The organism is Janthinobacterium sp. RA13 (assembly GCF_000745325.1).
GTDB classification, from domain to species: Bacteria; Pseudomonadota; Gammaproteobacteria; order Burkholderiales; family Burkholderiaceae_D; genus Janthinobacterium; species Janthinobacterium rivuli.
Genome location: NZ_JQNP01000001.1, coordinates 5,676,698 through 5,695,445, shown reverse-complemented (window position 1 = coordinate 5,695,445; position 18,748 = coordinate 5,676,698). Strand labels below are relative to the sequence as shown.

General features: G+C 63.3%; 16 protein-coding genes. 11 read left to right on the top strand and 5 right to left on the bottom strand.

Translation table 11 applies throughout. The annotated features are described in order from the left end of the window. Positions 1-37: 37 nt before the first annotated feature. On the bottom strand, positions 38-562 hold the full coding sequence (locus tag FG13_RS25175) for a hypothetical protein (RefSeq protein WP_035825456.1): 525 nt from the start codon (positions 560-562) through the stop codon (positions 38-40). Between the two features lie 230 nt (positions 563-792). Then, positions 793-1,080 carry a hypothetical protein gene (locus FG13_RS25170; RefSeq protein WP_035825453.1) on the bottom strand — a complete coding sequence of 96 codons (288 nt, stop codon included), beginning with the start codon at positions 1,078-1,080 and terminating at the stop codon, positions 793-795. Positions 1,081-1,427: 347 nt separating this feature from the next. Here FG13_RS25170 and FG13_RS25165 point away from each other — a divergent pair, with 347 nt between their 5' ends. The 11 genes from FG13_RS25165 (at position 1,428) to FG13_RS25115 (ending at position 13,534) form a co-directional block, all read left to right on the top strand. Further along, entirely contained in the window at positions 1,428-2,300 is an 873-nt protein-coding gene (locus FG13_RS25165; protein ID WP_035825451.1) for a BadF/BadG/BcrA/BcrD ATPase family protein, read from the top strand. A gap of 2 nt (positions 2,301-2,302) precedes the next feature. Then, on the top strand, positions 2,303-3,037 hold the full coding sequence (locus tag FG13_RS25160) for a GntR family transcriptional regulator (protein WP_046685618.1): 735 nt from the start codon (positions 2,303-2,305) through the stop codon (positions 3,035-3,037). Further along, entirely contained in the window at positions 3,034-4,146 is a 1,113-nt protein-coding gene (nagA, locus tag FG13_RS25155) for an N-acetylglucosamine-6-phosphate deacetylase (protein WP_035825449.1), read from the top strand. Before FG13_RS25160 ends, nagA begins: the two co-directional genes overlap by 4 nt. After that, entirely contained in the window at positions 4,136-5,149 is a 1,014-nt protein-coding gene (locus tag FG13_RS25150; protein WP_035825448.1) for an SIS domain-containing protein, read from the top strand. The genes nagA and FG13_RS25150 overlap by 11 nt, the downstream gene beginning before the upstream one ends. Positions 5,150-5,278: 129 nt before the next feature. Continuing rightward, positions 5,279-6,538, top strand: a complete 1,260-nt coding sequence (locus FG13_RS25145) for an ABC transporter substrate-binding protein (RefSeq protein WP_035825445.1) — start codon at positions 5,279-5,281, stop codon at positions 6,536-6,538. A gap of 7 nt (positions 6,539-6,545) precedes the next feature. Continuing rightward, positions 6,546-7,415 (top strand): carbohydrate ABC transporter permease, encoded by an 870-nt coding sequence (locus FG13_RS25140; RefSeq protein ID WP_035825441.1) that lies wholly within the window; start codon positions 6,546-6,548, stop codon positions 7,413-7,415. Between the two features lie 12 nt (positions 7,416-7,427). Then, on the top strand, positions 7,428-8,264 hold the full coding sequence (locus tag FG13_RS25135) for a carbohydrate ABC transporter permease (RefSeq protein ID WP_051959441.1): 837 nt from the start codon (positions 7,428-7,430) through the stop codon (positions 8,262-8,264). A gap of 26 nt (positions 8,265-8,290) precedes the next feature. Beyond that, the gene (locus tag FG13_RS25130; protein ID WP_051959439.1) at positions 8,291-9,619 is read left to right on the top strand and encodes an MFS transporter; all 1,329 of its coding nucleotides are present in this window, start codon (positions 8,291-8,293) and stop codon (positions 9,617-9,619) included. A 14-nt stretch (positions 9,620-9,633) separates the two neighbouring features. Next, positions 9,634-10,779 (top strand): ABC transporter ATP-binding protein, encoded by a 1,146-nt coding sequence (locus tag FG13_RS25125; RefSeq protein WP_035825439.1) that lies wholly within the window; start codon positions 9,634-9,636, stop codon positions 10,777-10,779. 160 nt (positions 10,780-10,939) lie between these two features. Next, positions 10,940-12,250, top strand: a complete 1,311-nt coding sequence (locus FG13_RS25120; RefSeq protein WP_035825436.1) for a tetratricopeptide repeat protein — start codon at positions 10,940-10,942, stop codon at positions 12,248-12,250. An 81-nt stretch (positions 12,251-12,331) separates the two neighbouring features. Beyond that, positions 12,332-13,534, top strand: a complete 1,203-nt coding sequence (locus FG13_RS25115; protein WP_081922707.1) for a DUF5009 domain-containing protein — start codon at positions 12,332-12,334, stop codon at positions 13,532-13,534. Here FG13_RS25115 and FG13_RS25110 read toward each other — a convergent pair. The 3 genes from FG13_RS25110 to FG13_RS25100 form a co-directional block, all read right to left on the bottom strand. Further along, entirely contained in the window at positions 13,531-14,643 is a 1,113-nt protein-coding gene (locus FG13_RS25110) for an acyltransferase family protein (protein WP_035825431.1), read from the bottom strand. The two genes, FG13_RS25115 and FG13_RS25110, sit on opposite strands and share 4 nt — an antisense overlap. Next, entirely contained in the window at positions 14,640-15,965 is a 1,326-nt protein-coding gene (locus FG13_RS25105) for a glycoside hydrolase family 18 protein (RefSeq protein ID WP_035825429.1), read from the bottom strand. The genes FG13_RS25110 and FG13_RS25105 overlap by 4 nt, the downstream gene beginning before the upstream one ends. A gap of 122 nt (positions 15,966-16,087) precedes the next feature. Next, a complete protein-coding gene (locus FG13_RS25100; protein WP_081922706.1) occupies positions 16,088-18,748 on the bottom strand; it encodes a TonB-dependent receptor in 2,661 nt (886 codons plus the stop codon).

The following is an 18,748-nucleotide window of genomic DNA, read 5'->3' as shown; positions in this document are numbered from 1 at the left end:
TGAAACGATCAAAATGCGCGGCGGCAAGCCGAACCCCTCATCGGGTGCGGGCGGGCGGCAACGGCTTGTATTTGGCGCAATACACTTTTGCCTTGCTGCGGAAGTAGACGATTTTACTGCCAGGCACGGAACCACGGACAGGAAAGGCGGAATTGTCGAGTTTATTGAAGCGCAGGCCCGACACGCCGCGGATGGCCGGCTCCAGCTTTTCCGGCGTCGAGTCCGCCACCACGCCCATGAAGACGAGGGGACTGGTGTCGTCGCTGACGATCACGTCGGTAATCGGCGCGCCCCACAAGGTGGCATCCGTGCGGAACCAGTAGGCGCCCCCTTCATGCTTGTAGGCGGGGCCGAAAGCCGTCAGCAGATAGGCATAGAAGGCCTTGTTGTCGATCTGGTCGATGCACAGCACGGCATTGCCCACTACTTGCCCGAACGTGGACGGCGGCGGCTTTTGCTGCGCCAGCACGCCGGACACGGGCACGCCAGTGGCCAGCAGGGCGAACGCCGCCAGCAGGGCCGGCGCACGCCACGGGCGCGTCAATGAACGGCGCAGGCGCATGATCAGCGCTTGCGCTCTTCTTTCTTGACCTTCTTGGCTTCCTTCTTTTCCTTCATGGTCTTGGCCGGTTCCTTCTTGGCTTCTTTCTTGCTGTCCTGTGCCTTGCTCATTATCTACTCCATACCTGGGCGAAAATGCCTGGGCCATTATGACACTCCCCCATGAAAATGCCAGCCGAAAAGCAAAACGGCCGCACAGGGCGGCCGTTCCAGTCACGCGTCAGCGCACACTCAGTGCAGGCACAGGCGGCGGCGCGTCTTTTCGATCAGCTCCGCATCGTAGGGATGCAGGTTCTCGATAAAGAACAATTCCGTTTCGGCCTCGTCTTCCAGGCACATTTCGATCATGACCGGACCATCGCTTTCGCGGCCCAGGAAATCCTTCGGCCAGCGGTTCTTGCGGTGCGTGCGCATCATTTCCATGCCCAGCTTGGCCAGCGGCGCCGACACACCGGCGGCCAGCGCCTCTTGCTGCCAGTCGTCCCAGTACTCGCTCTTTGCTGCCTTGTCGTTCATCATGCTCTTCCAACTCAGGTGTAAAAGGCGGACTTTACTCTTCATGGCGTCCCTTGCCAAGCATGCACACAAGCAACACCACAGCGCGCGGCGCAGACCAGTGCGAAAAAATTGGCATTAAACAAGGCCAATTTCAATACCATTCACGTCATACAAAAATTCCTTTACTAACAATGACTTGCAAGCCACCCCTCGGGCAGGCCGTGCCAAGCGCCACACTATTTTACAATACCACTTAAATACCTCTTGACTAGCCATCGGGGCAACAATATAGTGCCTTCAGCTTTTCGCCGCCCGACAAATAAAAGAACCGAGACAGGCGCATTCAACCAAACGCGGGACTGCACAACATGATCGAATACATAATCGGCGTCGACGGCGGGGGCAGCGGAACCCGCGTACGCCTGGCGCGCCTCGATGGCGAGGAACTGGCGCAGGGACAAAGCGGCCCATCCGGCCTGGGACTGGGCATCGAACGGGCCTGGACCTCCGTGGCGCACGCCGTCACCCTGGCCTTCCGCGCGGCCGGCCTGGAACAGCCATCGTTGCAGCGCATGGCCATCGGCCTGGGCCTGGCCGGCGTGCACAACAAGCAGTGGGCCGCCAGCTTCGTCGAACACAATCCCGGCTATGCCTTTGTGGCGCTCGAATCGGATGCCCTGACCACCCTGCTGGGCGCGCACGCGGGCCAGCCGGGCGCCATCGTGGCCATCGGCACGGGCAGCGTGGGCGAAGTGCTGCACGCGGACGGCAGCCGCCATGAAGTGGGCGGCTGGGGCTTCCCTTCCGGCGACGAGGCGGGCGGCGCCTGGATCGGCATGCGCGCCATCAACCACGCGCAGCAAGTGGTCGACGGGCGCGTGCCCGGCAGCGCCTTCGCCACGGCCATCATCGACGCCTGCGGCGGCCAGCGCGACGCCATGCAAGTGTGGCTGGCGGCCGCCAGTCAGACCAATTTCGCGCAACTGGCGCGCCTGGTGCTCGAACACGCGGCCAGCAATGCCGTGGCGCGCACCATCCTGGTCGACGCGGGCCGGCAGATCGCGCTGATCGCCAGGGCCCTCGACCCGGCCGGCGCCTTGCCCGTGGCCCTGTGCGGCGGCCTGGCCGCGCCCTTGTCGGCCTACCTGCCGGCGGAACTGTTGCAACTGGTCGTGCCGGCACAGGGCGACTCGGCCGCAGGCGGTCTGCGCCTGATACGCAAGTACTTGCAGGAGCAATGACCATGCTGGCCAAACTGTCCACCTTCAAACCCAATCCGGCCAGCGACACGCCGCTCTACATGCAGCTGGCGAACATGCTATCGGACGGCATCGCCAGCGGCGACTGGCGCGCCAACCAGGCCTTGCCTTCCGAGCGCGTGCTGTCGGACATCCTGGAAATCTCGCGCGTCACGGCGCGCAAGGCCATCGACATGCTGTGTGACCGGGGCATGCTGACGCGCAAGCGCGGCTCGGGCACCTACATCACGCCCAAGCTGGAACAGCCGCTGTCGCGCCTGACGAGCTTTTCGGAAGAATTGCGCCAGCGGGGCTTTACGGCCGGCTCGCGCTGGCTGCAGCGCGATATCGGCTCGGCCGCGCCGCTGGAACTGCTGTCGCTGGGCCTGTCGCCGCACATGCCGGTGGCGCGCTTGCGCCGCCTGCGCACGGCCGACGAAGTGGTGATGGCGATCGAAACGACCACCATCCCCGCGCTGTACATGCCGGATCCGCAGCAGGTGACCGATTCGCTGTACGGCTACCTGGAGTCGCGCGGCACCATCCCGATGCGCGCGCTGCAGCATATCCGCGCCGTCAACGCCACGGCGGAACAGGCCAAGCTGGCCAATATCAAGACGGGTGAAGCCATGCTGCACATCACCCGTGTCAGTTATCTCGACAACGGCGCAGCGGTGGAACTGACCCACTCGTATTGCCGCAGTGATTATTATGAATTCGTAGCGGAGTCGCGCAGATGAGCAGCACTATCAAAGGCAATATCCTTACCCCCGGCGGCTGGATCCACGGCGCCATCGCCTTCGGCGAGCGCGTCGACAGCATCACCGGCGATTCCCTCCACCCGTCGAGCAACAGCGACGACTATATTTTGCCCGGCTTTATCGACCTGCACGTGCATGGCGGTGCCGGCAAGGACATCATGGAAGGCGGCGAAGCCGTCTACACCATCGCGGCCATCCATGCGCGCCACGGCACCACCAGCCTCTTGGCCACCACCATGACGGCGCCGCCGGAAGACATCGACATGGCCTTGACGGCCATCGGCATCGCCGCCAACCACCGCCGCCCGAACACGGCGCGCGTGCTGGGCGCCCACCTGGAAGGCCCGTACATCAATTCCGGCAAGCTCGGGGCGCAGCCCAACTACGCGCGCGCCGCCACGCTGGCTGAAATCGAACGCCTGCAAACCCTGGCCAAGCTGCGCGTCATCACCGTGGCGCCGGAAATCGCCGGCCACCTGGACCTGGTGCGTGCGCTGGCCGACGCCGGCGTGCGCGTGCAGATCGGCCATACGCTCGGTTCCTATGAAGACGGCGTGGCCGCGCTGGAACACGGCGCCATGGGCTTTACGCATCTGTTCAACGCCATGAGCGGCCTGCACCACCGCGAGCCGGGCATGGTCGGCGCCGCCCTCGCGCACGCCGAATACGCCGAACTGATTCCCGACCTGCTGCACGTGCATCCGGGCGCCATCAAGGTGGCCCTGCGCGCCATCCCGCGCCTGTACTGCGTCACCGATTCGACCGCCGCCACCGGCATGCCGGACGGCGAATACATGCTGGGCCGCCACGCCGTGCAGAAATGCATGGGCGGCGTGCGCCTGCCCGACGGCACCTTGGCGGGCAGCACCCTGACCCTGGACCAGGCGCTGCGCAACCTGGTGGGACTGGGACTGGACCTGGCCGACGCGTCCAAGCGCGTGTCGACCAACGCCGCCGATTACCTGGGCCTGGAAGAACGCGGCCGGCTGGCCCCCGGTACTTACGCCGATCTGGTGGTACTCGATCGCGATCTCAAACTCAAAGCTGTGTATATAGAAGGAGAAATCTGTGACCTCAATGATGCTTAAAGAAGCCATTTCCGCCGCCGAATGCGTCGCCCTGCAACTGGCCAGCGACACGGAACGCTACGCGGAACTGGGCCGCAAATTGAGGAGCACCTCGTTCTCGACCGCGCTGACCATCGCGCGCGGCAGCTCGGACCACGCCTGCAACTACGTCGCTTACCTGATCATGGCGCGCCTGGGCCGCGTCGTCGCGTCCCTGCCGATGTCGCTGGTGACCCTGAACAAGTCGCCGCTGGTGACGCGCGACACCCTGGCCATCTCGATTTCGCAATCGGGCCAGAGTCCCGACGTGGTCGAGCCGATCCGCTACTTCCGCGACGGCGGCGCCACCACCGTGGCCCTCGTCAACGATATCGAGTCGCCGCTGGCGCACGCCGCCGAATGGGCCATGCCCCTGCGCGCCGGCAAGGAACAAAGCGTCGCCGCCACCAAGAGTTTTATTACCAGCCTGGTCGCCGGTGCGCGCATGGTGGCCCAGTGGCAGAATGACCCTGAACTGCAGGCGGGCCTGGAAGCACTGCCTGAAGCGCTGCTCGAAGCGACCCGCGTCGACTGGTCGCCAGCGATCGACGTGCTGGCCCCGGCCCGCAACATCATGGTCGTGGGACGCGGCATCAGCTTCCCCGTGGCGCTGGAAGCGGCGCTGAAATTCAAGGAAACCTCGGCCCTGCAGGCGGAAGCCTTCAGCGGCGCCGAAATCAAGCACGGCCCGATGGCCCTGATCGAAGACGGCTACCCGCTGCTGATTTTTGCAACGCGCGGCCCGACGCAGGCCGGCCTGCTGCAACTGGCCACGGAGATGCGCGGGCGCGGCGCCAAGGTCTTGCTGGCGGCGCCCGCCGACGTGGCCGAGCGCGACCTGACCCTGCCCGTAGCGGCCACGCCGGACCTCGATCCGATCGTCGCCATCCAGTCCTTCTACGTGATGGCGGCCAAGCTGTCGGCCGCGCGCGGCATGGACCCGGATGCGCCGCGCCACTTGAGCAAGGTCACCAAGACCAACTAAGCACTACCCGGCAGCTTCGTCCCCGGCACGGGGCGCGGCTGCCAGCAGTACCCGAATATAAGCGACGGCAAGGGCATGTACCCGCGCCGCGGACTCATGGACATTGGAGCCTCGCGCTCCAGGATAAAAATGACGATCAAGAGACTGTTGGCGGTTGTTGCCTGCGCGGGCATGCTCGCGCCGCAGGCATGGGCTGCCGAGAAAATCGAATTCTGGACCTTCAGCATGAAGCCCAAGTTCACGCCGTATTTCAATGCGGTGGTGGCGCGCTATGAGGCGCAAAATCCCGGCGTCAAGATCGAATGGATCGATTTTCCATGGGACGTCATCCAGACCAAGCTGGTCACGCGCATCGTGGCCGGCACGCCGCCCGCGCTGGTCAGCCTGAACGTGCCCTGGGCCGACGAATTCGCGCGCGACGGCTTGCTCACCCCCGTCGATGGCCTGATCGCGGATGCGCGCGCCAGCTACATTCCCAGCGCCCTGGCGGACTTGCGCTTCAAGGGCGGCACCTACGGTTTTCCCATGTACAGCAATGTCGCGGTGATCGCCTTCAATACCGCCATTTTCAAGCAGGCGGGCCTCACGCGCGGCCCCGCCAGCCTCGATGAACAGCTGGCGTTCGCACGCCAGATCGCGCAACGCACGGGCAAGGCCGGCATCGCCCCCGCCCTCTCCAAAATCGACGGCCTGTTCATGCAGCAGGGCCTGGCCGTCATCACCAACAACCGCGCCGTCTTCAATTCGCCGCAGCATGTGGCGCTGGTGCAAAAGCTGGCCGATACCTACAAGGTCGGCGGCCTGCTGAAGGAAAGCCTGTTCGCCGAAGACAATTTCCCCGCCGTGATCGACGCCTACAAGGGCGGCCGCCTGGGCATGCTGCTGGCGCCGCCGACGGCCATGCAGCGCATCCGCGGCGATGCGAAAGACATCTACGCCATCACCGACGTGGCGCCCGCGCCATTGGGCCCCACCGGCATCGCCGACGGCGGCTGGCTCGTGCACTTCGCCATTCCGAAAGGCGTGCCGGCGCGCCAGTTGCCCTCGGTCGGCAAGTTCGCGCGCTTCCTGACGAACGACGAGAACCAGCTGGCCTTCGCCAAACAGGCCAGCGTCTTTCCCACCACCGTGAAAGCGGCGGCCGACCCGTTCTTTCTCGCCACGCCGCAGAACGCGGGCGCGGCTGAAAAGGCGGTGGCCGCCGGCGCCCTGTCGATGGGCCACTCGCGCACCCTGTACGTGGCCGGCATCGACGACTACGACGAGTTGCGCCGCTCGCTCGTGAAGGCAGTCGAAGCCGGGGTCACGGGCAAGCAGGACGTGCAGCAGGCGCTGGACCAGGCCGTCGCCATCTGGAACCGCAAGCTGGCCACCCTGCCGCGCCACTGAGGACACCATGAAACTCGCCCACCGCCATACCGTGCAAGCCTGGCTGTTCCTCGCCCCCGCCCTGCTGCTGCTGGCCGCCTTTTCCTTCTGGCCCGTCGGCTATGGCTCCGTGCTGGCCTTCACCGACTATAGCCTGATACGCGAGACGCGCTTCGTCGGCCTCGACAACTTCCGCTACATCTTCAACAACGAGATGTTCGTCTCGGGCCTGAAAAACTCGCTGATGTTTTTGCTGATGGTGCCCTTCGTACAGGTGGGCGCCATCACCCTGGCCGTGCTGGTCAACAACCGCCTGCCCGGCATCCGTCTGTTCCGCGCCGCCTTCTACGTGCCCGTGGTGACCACCGTTTCCGTGGTCGGCATCATGTGGGGCTTCATGTTTCATGAACAGGGCGCGCTGAACTACGTGATGATGACCGTAAAACTCGTCAACGCGCCCGTGGGCTGGCTGTCGAACGACAGCCTGGCCCTGTTTGCCGTGATGTTCGTCACCCTGTGGCGCGGCCTGGGCTGGTATATGGTGATGTACCTGGCGGCCCTGCAATCGATACCGTCGGACATGCAGGAAGCGGCCATGCTCGATGGCGCCAACCGCTGGCAGCGCTTCTGGAAGATCACCGTGCCGATGCTGCGCCCGACCATCATGCTGTGCTCCATCCTGTCCGTGCTGGCGGCCCTGAAGGCGTACCAGGAAGTCGACGTGCTGACGCAAGGCGGGCCCATGAACTCCACCTTCACGGCGCTGTACTACGCCTATGACCAGGGCCTCAAGCACTTGAAACTGCCGCGCGCGCTGGCGGCCAGCTTCGTCGTCTCGCTGTTCTGCATAGCCATCGCCCTGCTGTGCCTGCGCTACCTGAAACCGAAGCACCGCTAACCGGGACTGACCATGAAAAAACGCTCCCGCCCCCTGAAAACACGCCTGCACATCCTGGGCCACTATGCCGTGCTGTGCGCGATCGCCGTCGTCTGCGTCTTCCCGTTCTGGTGGACCCTGGTGACGGCCATTTCCACGCAAGGCAATATCTTTGCTTTTCCGCCCACCTTCTGGCCGAAGGCGCCGTCCTTGGCCAACTTCATCGAAGTGTTCAATGCGATCCCGATCTGGTCGTTCTTCAGGAACTCGGTGCTGATCGCCGTGTTTACCGTGTTCTGGAAGCTGCTGCTGTGTTCACTGGCCGCGTATCCGCTGGCGCGCCTGAAATTCCGCGGCCGCAAACTGGTGTTCGGCCTGATCCTGGCCACGCTGGTGCTGCCGTCCGAGGTCAACTTCCTCGTCAACTTCATCACCATCACGCAAATGAGCCTGGTCGACACCTACACGGGCGTAATCCTGCCCAACGTGGTGACGGCCGTGGCCATCTTGCTGCTCAAGCAGGCATTCGAGGAAGTGCCGCAAGACCTGATCGACGCGGCGCGTGTCGATGGCGCGTCCGAGTGGGTCATCTTCAGCCGCATCATGCTGCCCCTGATTACGCCATGGCTGGCCACCGTCGGCATCCTGACGGCCGTCGAATCGTGGAATGAATACATCTGGCCTTCCATCGTCATGAGCAAGCCCGATGAATTCCCGCTTTCTGTCGGCGTGCTGTATTTGCGCGGCACCTTCGGCAGCAGCACGCGCGTGATCGCGGCCGGCACCCTGATCACCATCGTGCCGACCCTGCTCGCCTTCCTGTTTACCCAACGCTTCTTCATGCGCGGCATGGACGGCGCAGTCAAATGAAAACGTCTCTCGATAAGGAAGCCTCCATGCACGACCAGCGCATCAGCATCAGCAAAAAAGTCCGCAGCCCGATTTCCTGGGTGCCCACCTTGTACTTCGCCCAGGGCTTGCCGTTCTACGCCGTGGCCCTGGTGGCCGGCCTGATGTTCAAGAGCATGGGCGTGCCGAACGACCAGATCGCCCGCTGGACGGGCCTGATCGGCTTTGCCTGGGTCTTCAAGTCGCTGTGGAGCCCCTTCATGGAACTGGCCTCGAGCAAGAAGACCATGGTGGTGCTGTTCCAGTTCCTTGGCGGCCTGAGCCTGGGCCTGATCGCGCTGGCCCTGCAAACGCCGCTGTGGTTCGCCGCCTGCATCGCCGTGCTGTTCGTCGCCGCGCTGGCCTCGTCGACGCACGACATCGTCTGCGACGGCCTGTACATCGCCAGCCTGTCGGACAAGCAGCAGGCCGCCTACGCGGGCTGGCAAGGCGCCTTCTTCAATGCGGGCAAGTTCATCTCGCTGGGCGGCCTGGTGATCCTGGCCGGCTACCTGGAGAAAAAAATCGGCATCAAGCCGGCATGGTCGGTGATCTTCCTGATCATCGGCGCCATGATGCTGTCGCTGGCCGCCTACCACCTGTGGGCCCTGCCGCAGGTGCGCAACGCGGCCGTGGCCGACAAGAGCGTGGCAGGCATCAGCCGCACCCTGTGGGACGTGCTGGTGGACTTCCTGAAAAAGCCCGGCATCTGGGGCATGATCGCCTTCATCATCCTGTTCCGCGCGGGCGAAGCGCAAGTGCAGACCATCGGCCCGCTGTTCCTGCGCGAAGCGCGCGAACTGGGCGGCCTGGGCCTGTCGACGACGGAAGTGGGCGCCGTGTACGGCACGGCCGGCACCGTCGCGTTCCTGCTGGGCAGCATCGGCGGCGGCTACTTCACTTCCTGGCTGGGCCTCAAGCGTGCCATGTTCTTCCTGATCCTGGCCATGAACTTGCCGAACCTGGTGTTCTATTACCTGAGCCACAGCATGCCGACCGATCTGACCCTGATCACGGCCGCGCTCAGCGTGGAGATGTTCGGCTATGGCTTCGGCTTCGTCGGCCTGATCCTGTTCATGATGCAGGTGGTCTCCGTCGGCAAGTACCAGACGGCCCACTATGCGTTTGCCACCGGCGTGATGCAGCTCGGTTCCGTTCTGTTCAAGATGATCAGCGGCGACATCCAGACGGCGCTCGGCTACAAGACTTTCTTCCTGTGGGTGCTGGTGTCGGCCGTGCCCGTATTGATCCTGTCGCGCTTCATGCGCATCGGCCCGAAGGAGTCCTCCGACCCATCTGACGCCGGCGCAGCCTCCGCGCCGGCCAGCGCAAGCTAGGAATCGCACAGTCCATGGCACACATCGCATTAAAGAACATCGTCAAGCTGTACGACGACAAGCACCCGGTCATCCACGGCATCGACCTCGATATCCGCGACGGCGAATTCGTCGTCTTCGTGGGGCCGTCCGGTTGCGGCAAATCGACCCTGCTGCGCATGATCGCCGGGCTGGAAGACATCACGGATGGCGAGCTGCATATCGGCGGCCAGCTGGCCAACGACGTCGCGCCGGCCGAACGGGGCCTGGCCATGGTTTTCCAGAGCTACGCCCTGTACCCGCACATGACGGTGTACGAGAACATGGCCTTCGCCCTGAGTCTGGCCGGGCACAAGAAGGCCGAGGTGCGCGCCGCCGTCGAACGCGCGGCCGAGATCCTGCAGATCACGCCACTGTTGAAACGCAAGCCGAAGGATCTGTCGGGCGGCCAGCGCCAGCGCGTGGCCATCGGCCGCGCCATCGTGCGCAAGCCCAAGGTCTTCCTGTTCGACGAGCCGCTGTCGAACCTCGATGCATCGTTGCGCGTGCAGATGCGCGTGGAAATTTCGCGCCTGCACCAGGAACTGAAAACCACCATGATCTACGTCACGCACGACCAGGTCGAGGCGATGACCCTGGGCGAGCGCATCGTCGTCTTCAACGGCGGGCGCATCGAGCAAGTGGGCAGTCCGCACGAGTTGTACAACAATCCCGGCAACCTGTTCGTGGCCGGCTTCCTCGGCGCGCCGAAGATGAACTTCGTCGCTTGCGAGGCCGTCGCCAGCAGCCCCGGCTCGGTGGCCGTGCGCCTGCCCGGCGGCGCCGTCATCGACGTCGAAGCGCAGGGCGGGAGCGTGGCGCCGGGCGACCAGCTGACCCTGGGCATACGCGCCGAGCATGTCAGCCTGCGGCACGCGAACGATGCAGGCGACAACGTGGTCGACGCGGCCGTCAGCCATGTCGAATACCTGGGCGACGTGGCCATCGTGTACGCCAGCATGCCGGGCGTGAACGAGATGCTGGCCGAAATGCTGGCCGTTAAGCTGCCGGCCGAGGAAGGCATGCGCCAGGCGGGCGACGCCATGCGCCTGCATCTGCCGCCGCAGCGCTGCCTGCTGTTCGATGCAAAAGGGCAAGCCCTGGCGCGCACGTTTGCCGCACCCGCTCAGCCGTTTATGTGACAATAGCCGTTTTGTATCATGCCGCTTCTGTTTGACTTGTGCACACAGACTGGCAGAATGATGTTTTTTCGAGCTTCCTTGCCCCTCTGGCAAAGCCACTACCCGATGTTGCGGCTGCCAGTGCAGGTGCGTATTTTTGTTATTGATTGAAGGATAACCCATGTCCCAATTCCGTCTTGCCCGTCTTAGTCTGCTCCTGGCCGCCATCGGCCTCAATGTCCTGCCATCCCTGTCGCATGCGCAGGATGCCAAGCCAGCCGCCGCCGCTGCCGCTCCGGCCGACTCCGTGCGCCCTGAAGTGTTCAAGCTGCTCGATCCGACCGTCGTGAAGGCATCGATGGATGCCAAGAACTACGCCGACGTGCAAAGCCGCATCGACCAGGCTGCCGCCATTCCGGCCCTGACGCCGTATGAAACGTTCGTGCTGAACCGCCTGCGCGTGGCGCTGGCCTCGACCACCAACAATGCACCGATGGCCATGACGGCGCTGGAAGCGGTGATCGAATCGGGCAAGCTGGACAAGAAATCGGAAGGCGACTTCATCCAGGCACTAGCGAACTACCACTACAACGCCAAGGATTACCCGAACGCCATCAAATGGTTCACCCGTTACCAGACGGCAACGGGAGACGTGGCCACCGTGCGTCCCTACATCATCCGCGCCTATTACTTCAGCAACGATTTCGCGCGCGCCAAGCAGGAACTGATGGCCGACGTGACGGCCAAGCAGCAAGCGGGCAAGACGCCGAGCATCGAAGAACTGCAATTGCTGGCCAACACGGGATCGAAAAGCAAGGATCCGGCCACCTATCTGATCGCCATGGAAAACCTGGTGCGCTACTACCCGTCGGACGACTACTGGAGCGACCTGCTGGGCCGCTTGCAAGGCAAGGCCGGTTATTCGGACCGCTTCGCGCTGGACGTGCTGCGCCTGCAATTCCAGGCCGTCGGCACCATGCCGCCACAGGACTACAGCGACATGGCTGAAATCGCCTTGCAGAACGCCTTCCCGACGGAAGCGAAAAAAGTCCTCGACGCCGGCTTTGCCAAAGGCGTGCTGGGCACGGGCGCGAATGCCGCCAAGCACAAGAAACTGCGCGACCAGGCCAGCAAGGCTGCCGCCGACGATGCGAAAAACATCGCCAGCGGCGAAGCCTCGGCCATGAAGAGCAAGGATGGCACGGGCTTGATCAACCTCGGCTACGCCTTCGTGACGATGGACCAGTTCGACAAAGGTATCGACCTGATCCAGAAAGGCATCGCCAAGGGCGGCCTGAAGCGCGTTGAAGACGCCAAGCTGCGCCTCGGCTATTCCTACGCCATGGCCGGCAAGAAAGACGACGCCATTAAGGTGCTGGAAACGGTCAAGGGCGGCGACGGCGTGGGCGACCTGGCCCGTTACTGGATCCTGTGGCTGAACCGTCCTGCCACGGCAGCGGCACCGGCAGCAGCGGCAGCAGCGGCGCAGTAATTCCCGCTCCCGGCAGCACACGCAAGGCGGTTCCCGGCTCAGGCCGGGGCTGCTTTTTTTTCGACCTTTTTTCCTCCTTCCATGCCGCCAGCCACTGTCGCCACTGCCACCGCCGCCGAACGATTGACCAGCCTGGACGCCTTTCGCGGCTTCGTGATCGTCACCATGATCTGGGTCAACTACCTGGCCGGCATGCCCGGCATTGCCTGGTGGCTCGAACATGCGGGGCCGCGCGCGGACGGCATCACCGTGCCCGACCTGGTCTTTCCCGGCTTCCTGTTCATGGTCGGCATGGCCATTCCGCTGGCCTTGCAGCGCCATTGCGGCCACGTCACGCCAGCCTTGCTGGGGCGCCTGCTGTGGCGCTCCGCCAGCCTGATGCTGGCCGGCGTGGTGCTGGCGAATGCCTACCGCTACGATGCGCAGGCGGCGCCGCTGCCGCACGCTGTGTATTTCCTGTTGTTTTATATGGCCATGATCCTGCTGTGGCGCCAGGGCGCGGGCAAGCTGGAACTGGCCGCAGGCGGCATCCTGATGCTGTTCCTGCTGGCGACGTTCCGCGGCGAATTGAATGCGGAATTTTCCAGCACCTGGCTGCAACCGTCATGGTGGGGCATCCTCGGCATGATCGGCTGGGCGTATCTGCTGTGCAGCCTGCTGTACCTGGCGTGCCAGGGCAGCGGCACGGCGCTGATGGGCGTGTTTGCCCTGCTGATCGCGCTGTACATGGGCGGCACGGCGGGCAGCCTGGATTTCCTGCCGGCGGGTATCAACGGGTTTGTCAACGTGCCGCAAGTGCTCGGTTCGACGGCGGCCAATGTGCTGGCCGGCACCCTGGTGGGCCAGCTGTTCCTGCGCGGCGCCGCCCTGAGCCATGCCCAGAGGATACGTTTCATGGCGTGGTTCGCGCTGGGCCTGTTCGCTGCCGGCCTGCTGCTGCGGCCGTATCACCACATCAACAAGATCGCGGCAACGGAATCCTACACGCTCGTGTGCAGCGCCCTCATCCTGGCCCTGTTCCTCGTGTTTTATGTCGTGATCGACGTGTGGCGCTGGCGCGCCTGGGCGGTGGTGCTCTTGCCTGCCGGAACAAATGCCCTGTTCGCCTACATCGTGCCCGACCTGTGGCAGCAACTGGCGGCCGTGCTGCACCTGCCGCGCTTCTGGTGGCCGTATCTTGAAACGGGCGGCACGGCCGGCCTGTGGAATGCCGCCGCCGTCACCGCCCTGATGCTGCTCTTCACCGCCCTGGCCACGCGTTACGGCCTGAAGCTGAAGTTCTAGACTTTGATGTATATCTTGCGCTTGTCCATGCCGTAGGCGATCAGCCAGCACAGCAGCATGAAGCTGACGGCAAACAGCATGGACCCCACGCGCGCCGGCGCCCAGCCCGTAAACCAGTGCGTGTACAGCCACTGGTACAGGTTGCCGCCGCCGATGCGCACGGTAAACGCGATGATCACCAGCACTTCCGACACCAGGTAAATGAAGAGCGTGTTCTTGCCAAAGACTTCAAAGAAATACGTCCAGCCAGTCATTTGACGTACGTCAATGATGTACATCAGCAGCGCCAGCAGCAGCAAGTCCAGGCCGATGCCCAGCATCACGTAAGAGCTGGTCCACAGCTTCTTGTTGATCGGAAACACTTCATTCCAGCACAGGGCCACGGCCACGCAAATGACGCCAGCCACGGCCAGCTGATACAGCGCGGCACGCAGCTGCGCCGGCGCCGTCTGGCGCAGGAAGCTGCCCGCCAGGTAGCCGGCAATCACATTGACAATCGATGGCAAGGTGCCGAGAACACCTTCCGGATCGAAGGCGATGCCTTCGCCGTGGTACAGATGGCTGTCGCCCAGCAAGATCAGGTCCAGCTTGGCGGGCGCGTTGCCGTGCAGGCTGTAATCGCCCCAGGTCGCCAGGATGGCCCAGTAGCCGAGCAAGGCGCAGGCGCTGAACACCAGCGCGCCGCGCGTCTTCCAGTAATGCAGGATCAGGGCGGCGGCCAGGTAGCAGACGGCGATGCGCTGCAGCACGCCGGGGATACGCGTGTGCGACAGCGGCGACCAGGCGAACTGGCCCGCATCGTCGAGCTTGAAGAAGGGGAACCAGTACAGCAGGAAGCCCAGTAAAAAGATCAGCGCGCTGCGCTTGCACAGCCTGGCCAGCACGGCGCCATGGCCCAGATGTTCATATTTCCCCAACGCAAACGCCAGCGCATTGCCGACGACAAACAAAAAGCTGGGGAAGACCAGGTCCGTGAGGGTAAAACCATGCCATTCGGCATGCAGGAACGGCGCATACACGCTGCCCCAGTCGCCCGGCGTATTGACGACGATCATCAGTGCGACGGTCAGGCCGCGCAGGACGTCGAGGGCGAGGTAGCGCTGGTTCATGGCTGCGCCCCCTTCAGGATGGGCGCCATGGCCGTACCCAGCACATGCTGCGCATCACCGCTCAATTCCCAGAACATGCCACCACGCAAGCCCTTGTCGCGGATATAGCGCACTTTATGCGCCACCGATTGCGCATCTTCATAGCTGATGAACACGCCGCTGTCGCGGTTGTACAGATACGGTACTTGCGACGCGGCATTCCAATGGCGCTGGAAGCCGCGCGCGCCCTTGTCCTCGGCCAGGTAGCCTTGCTCCTGCAGATACCGGTAAGTAAATGTCGGCGTACCGTCGTTGCCGCTGGCGGCGCCCTGGCAAGGCTGGTACAAGCCATCGCCGCGGGGACCGGCGGCGCACTGCTTCCAGCCATAGCCATAGAAGGGCACGCCCAGCACCAGCTTGGCGGCAGGCACGCCGGCGCGCAGGAAGCGCGTCACGGTGGCGTCCGCATACAGCTGCTTGTCGCGCTGCGGGTCGGCGGGGTCGGCATGCAGGGGCGCCAGCTGGCCACTCTCGGCATCCCACACGCCGCGGTAGTCATACGTCATCAGGTTGATCCAGTCCAGCTGCGCCGCCAGGCGGACGATCCAGCCGGGCGAAGCGTCGCTGTCGTCGCTCAGGCTGGCATGCGCGCCGGCGGCGATGGTGATCAGGTAATGGCGGCCGGCATCCTGCTTGCCGGCCTGCTCGAAGGCGTTGCGCAGTTCGCTCGCGAGGCGCACATAGTTTTCCTTGTCGTCGGCGCGATGGCAGAGCTTGCCTTCGATACAGGGAATCCCCCCCGTGGCCGGATGTTCCCAGTCGATATCGACGCCATCGAGGCCATGCCGGCGTACCAGTTCCAGCGCGGAGGCGATGAACGCCTGGCGTGCGGCCGGCGTGGCGGCCACGTCCGAAAAGCGGTTCGACCAGATCCAGCCGCCCACCGACAGCAGGACGCGCAACCGCGGATGACTTTGCTTGAGCGCATTGAGCTTGCGCAAGTTGTCGGCATCGGCTTGCGGCGCCGGCAGGACGATGCTGCCATTGGCCGGCCGGGACGGCTGGCCCTGCGCATCCAGGCAGGCGCTCACGCCGCCGCCCTCCGGTGCGGGATTGCCATGTTCGCCATCCCAGCAGATGTCGGCGAACGCGTACTGGATCAGGCTGACATTGCCAGCGCGAATATTGTGCTCGTTAACGGGAAAATCGGCCGATTTCCAGCCGGGATAATACGCCACCACTTCCGGCGCGAAAACCGGCGCGGCAGGAGCGGAAGGACTGGCGGAGGCGGCGGCCAGTGGCAGTGCGCAGGCGAAGCAAGCCAGCATTGCGTGTAATGTCATCGGAGGTATCCCACCCTATAAAAAATCCATCTTGCAATAAAAAAATGGCGGAGCCAGCTGCGCTCCGCCATTGTCATGCCATCCCGGGTGTCCGCCGGGAGGCATTAACCAAGTAAAACGTCTTACATCTTGCCACGCAGGCCAAAGAATACCTGGCGGCCATTCTTGTAGAACGCGCGCGGCTGGTCTTTGGTCGACGCATACGACTTCAACAGCGGATTGTTCAAGTCCTTGCCTTCCAGCGACAGGGTCAGGAACTCGTTGATGTTGTAGTTGACGGAAGCCGAAACGGTGGCGACGTCATCCTGGTAAATGGCGCTCTTGCGATCCAGGCCGTTCAGGAAGGCGGAACGGAAGCTGTAGTTCAGGCGCGCGCTCCATTTGGCATTTTCAAAGAAGCCCGACAGGTTGTACGAGTTCTTCGACGTGCCGACCATATCGCAGTTGCCTTCATCGGCGCACGCCGATTTTGGCGCCGCTTGCGTTTCCTTGCCGTCAGCATAGGTGTAGTTGGCGCTGAAGCCGAAACCATTGCTCAGGTCCTGGGTGTACTGCAGTTCCACGCCACGCACGCGCGCCTTGGTATTGACGGCGGCGCTCATGCTGTAGTCGGTTACGCGGCCGAGAGTCGTGTTGTAGAACTGCGCCACCGACGAACCGTAGGTGACATACGAAGCCAGTTTCATCTGATACAGGTTCACGGCGATCAGCGACTTCGGCATGAAGTACCATTCCACGCCCGCATCGACGTTGTTCGACAAGATCGGCTTCAGGTTCGGATTGCCGCCGGAACCGGACATCGTCAAATCGTTCAGGCTCAAGGCACCCAGTGCGCCAAAGTCAGGACGCGCCATGGTGCGGCTGGCCGCGCCGCGCAACACGACATCCTTCGCCAGGTCCGTGCGCAAGTTCACGCTCGGCAGGAAGTTATTATAGGTGTTCGAGCTGAGGGTCGGTTTCCACACGGTGTTCGGCGATGCATTGGCCACGTCGATCTCGGTCTTGACATAACGCACACCGAAGTTACCTTGCACGTTGGCAAAGTTCAGGTCACCCATGACGTAGGCGGCATTGGCTTTTTCCGTCATCTGGAATTCGCCCTGGTAAGCATGCCTGTCGTACGTCACGTACTTGTCGCCCCACTCCTTCATCGAGGAACCGCTGAAGGTCCAGGGATTTTGCAGCACGTTGGCCAGGGGACTGGTCGGGAAACGCGTCAAGCCTTTCGGCGCATTCTCCAGCAGGCCGGCGCCCGGCGCATAGGTGCCTTCGAGCGCGGTCAGGGAACGGTCATGCTTGGCGGTACGCAGACCAAAACGGATGGTCGGCACGGCATCCCATACGGTGCTGTAGGCACCGTCGACCTGGCCATAGTTTTCCTTGTCACGCGTGGTGGTGTCCGTTGCCCAACCGGTGAAGAACGGGGCGCCGGTGCGTGGATTCAAGGTCGCGGCATTGTCGATGACGACATTGGCCGGCGCATCGATGCCATGCACGGTCAGACTGCTGCCCGAATAAGCCAGCCAGGCTTCATACGCGTAGTCGCGGGCGTGGCCCGTGCCGCGCGTGGTACCGACCTGGCCAGTAAACTTCAGGTTGGCGTTGGCGCGGTACTTGAAGTTAAAGTCGACAAATTTCGAATCGCTGTAGGAACCTGGACGGGCAATGATGTCCTGCACCGAGGCGCCCATTTCCGAGCAATCGGCGACCGGGCACTTCGACGGGAAGGCGATCGACGTAATCGTGTTGCCCTTGAGCGTGTACGACGACGGGACGGCGCCGGGCACGCCCAGGACTTGAAACGGCGCATGCATGAAGTTGGTATTGACGTTGTCCGCATCGAGGCGGGTGTAGAAGCCGTTGACGTTGAAGCTCAGGTCGTTCGATACCTTGTATTCGATGTCCAGCGAGCCGCCCTTGCGCTGGCGCTTTTGCTCAAACAGCGAGGAACCGGTCAGGAACGACAAAGTCTTGCCTGCGACTTCGGGATTGGCGGCAATCCAGGCTTTTGCATTCGTGTCATTAAGCTTTTCCCACCACAGGAATTCCTGGCCCTGGCGGCGCAAGGTGCGTTTCTCGTTAAACACTTGCAACAGAATACCCAGGTCGTTGGTGTCGTTTTTCCAGTTGATCAAGCCGCTGACTTGCGCATCGGTTTTCTTGGCCGATTCCGTGTAAGCGCCTTCAATCGAGCCCATCAGGGTCAGATTCTTCTTGAAGCTCAAGGGCTTGCGGGTTTCGATATTGACATTGCCGGCGGCGCCGCCTTCGATCAGGTCTGCTTGCGAGCTTTTGTGTACGGTGACGCGGCCGATCAGCTCGGACGGGAACATGGAGTAGCTGACGCTGCGGCCACCGCCCGTGATGTTGGCGATATACCAGTCGCCGCTCGACACGGTGTGGCCGTTCAGGGTGGTCAAGGTCAGGTTCGAAGGCGTGCCTTTCAGGCTGACGCGGTCATTGTCGCCAAAGCCACCTTCGGTGCCGCCTGCCGTGGCGACGGACACGCCAGGGATGCGCTGCAGCGAATCGGCAACGCTCTTGTCCGGCATCTTGCCCACGTCTTCGGCCGTGACGACTTCGACCAGGGAGTCGGAATTACGCTTTTGATTGAGCGACTGGGCCATTGCGGCGCGCACGCCGGTTACCACCACAACACTTGAATCCGGCTGCACTGCTTCCTGCGCCTGGGCGGCAAAACTCGCACCCAGTACCATCAACCCCACGGCTGCCGCGATAGGCGTCAGGCGCGTTACACCGCTAGCTGTCAAATTGCGTTTCAT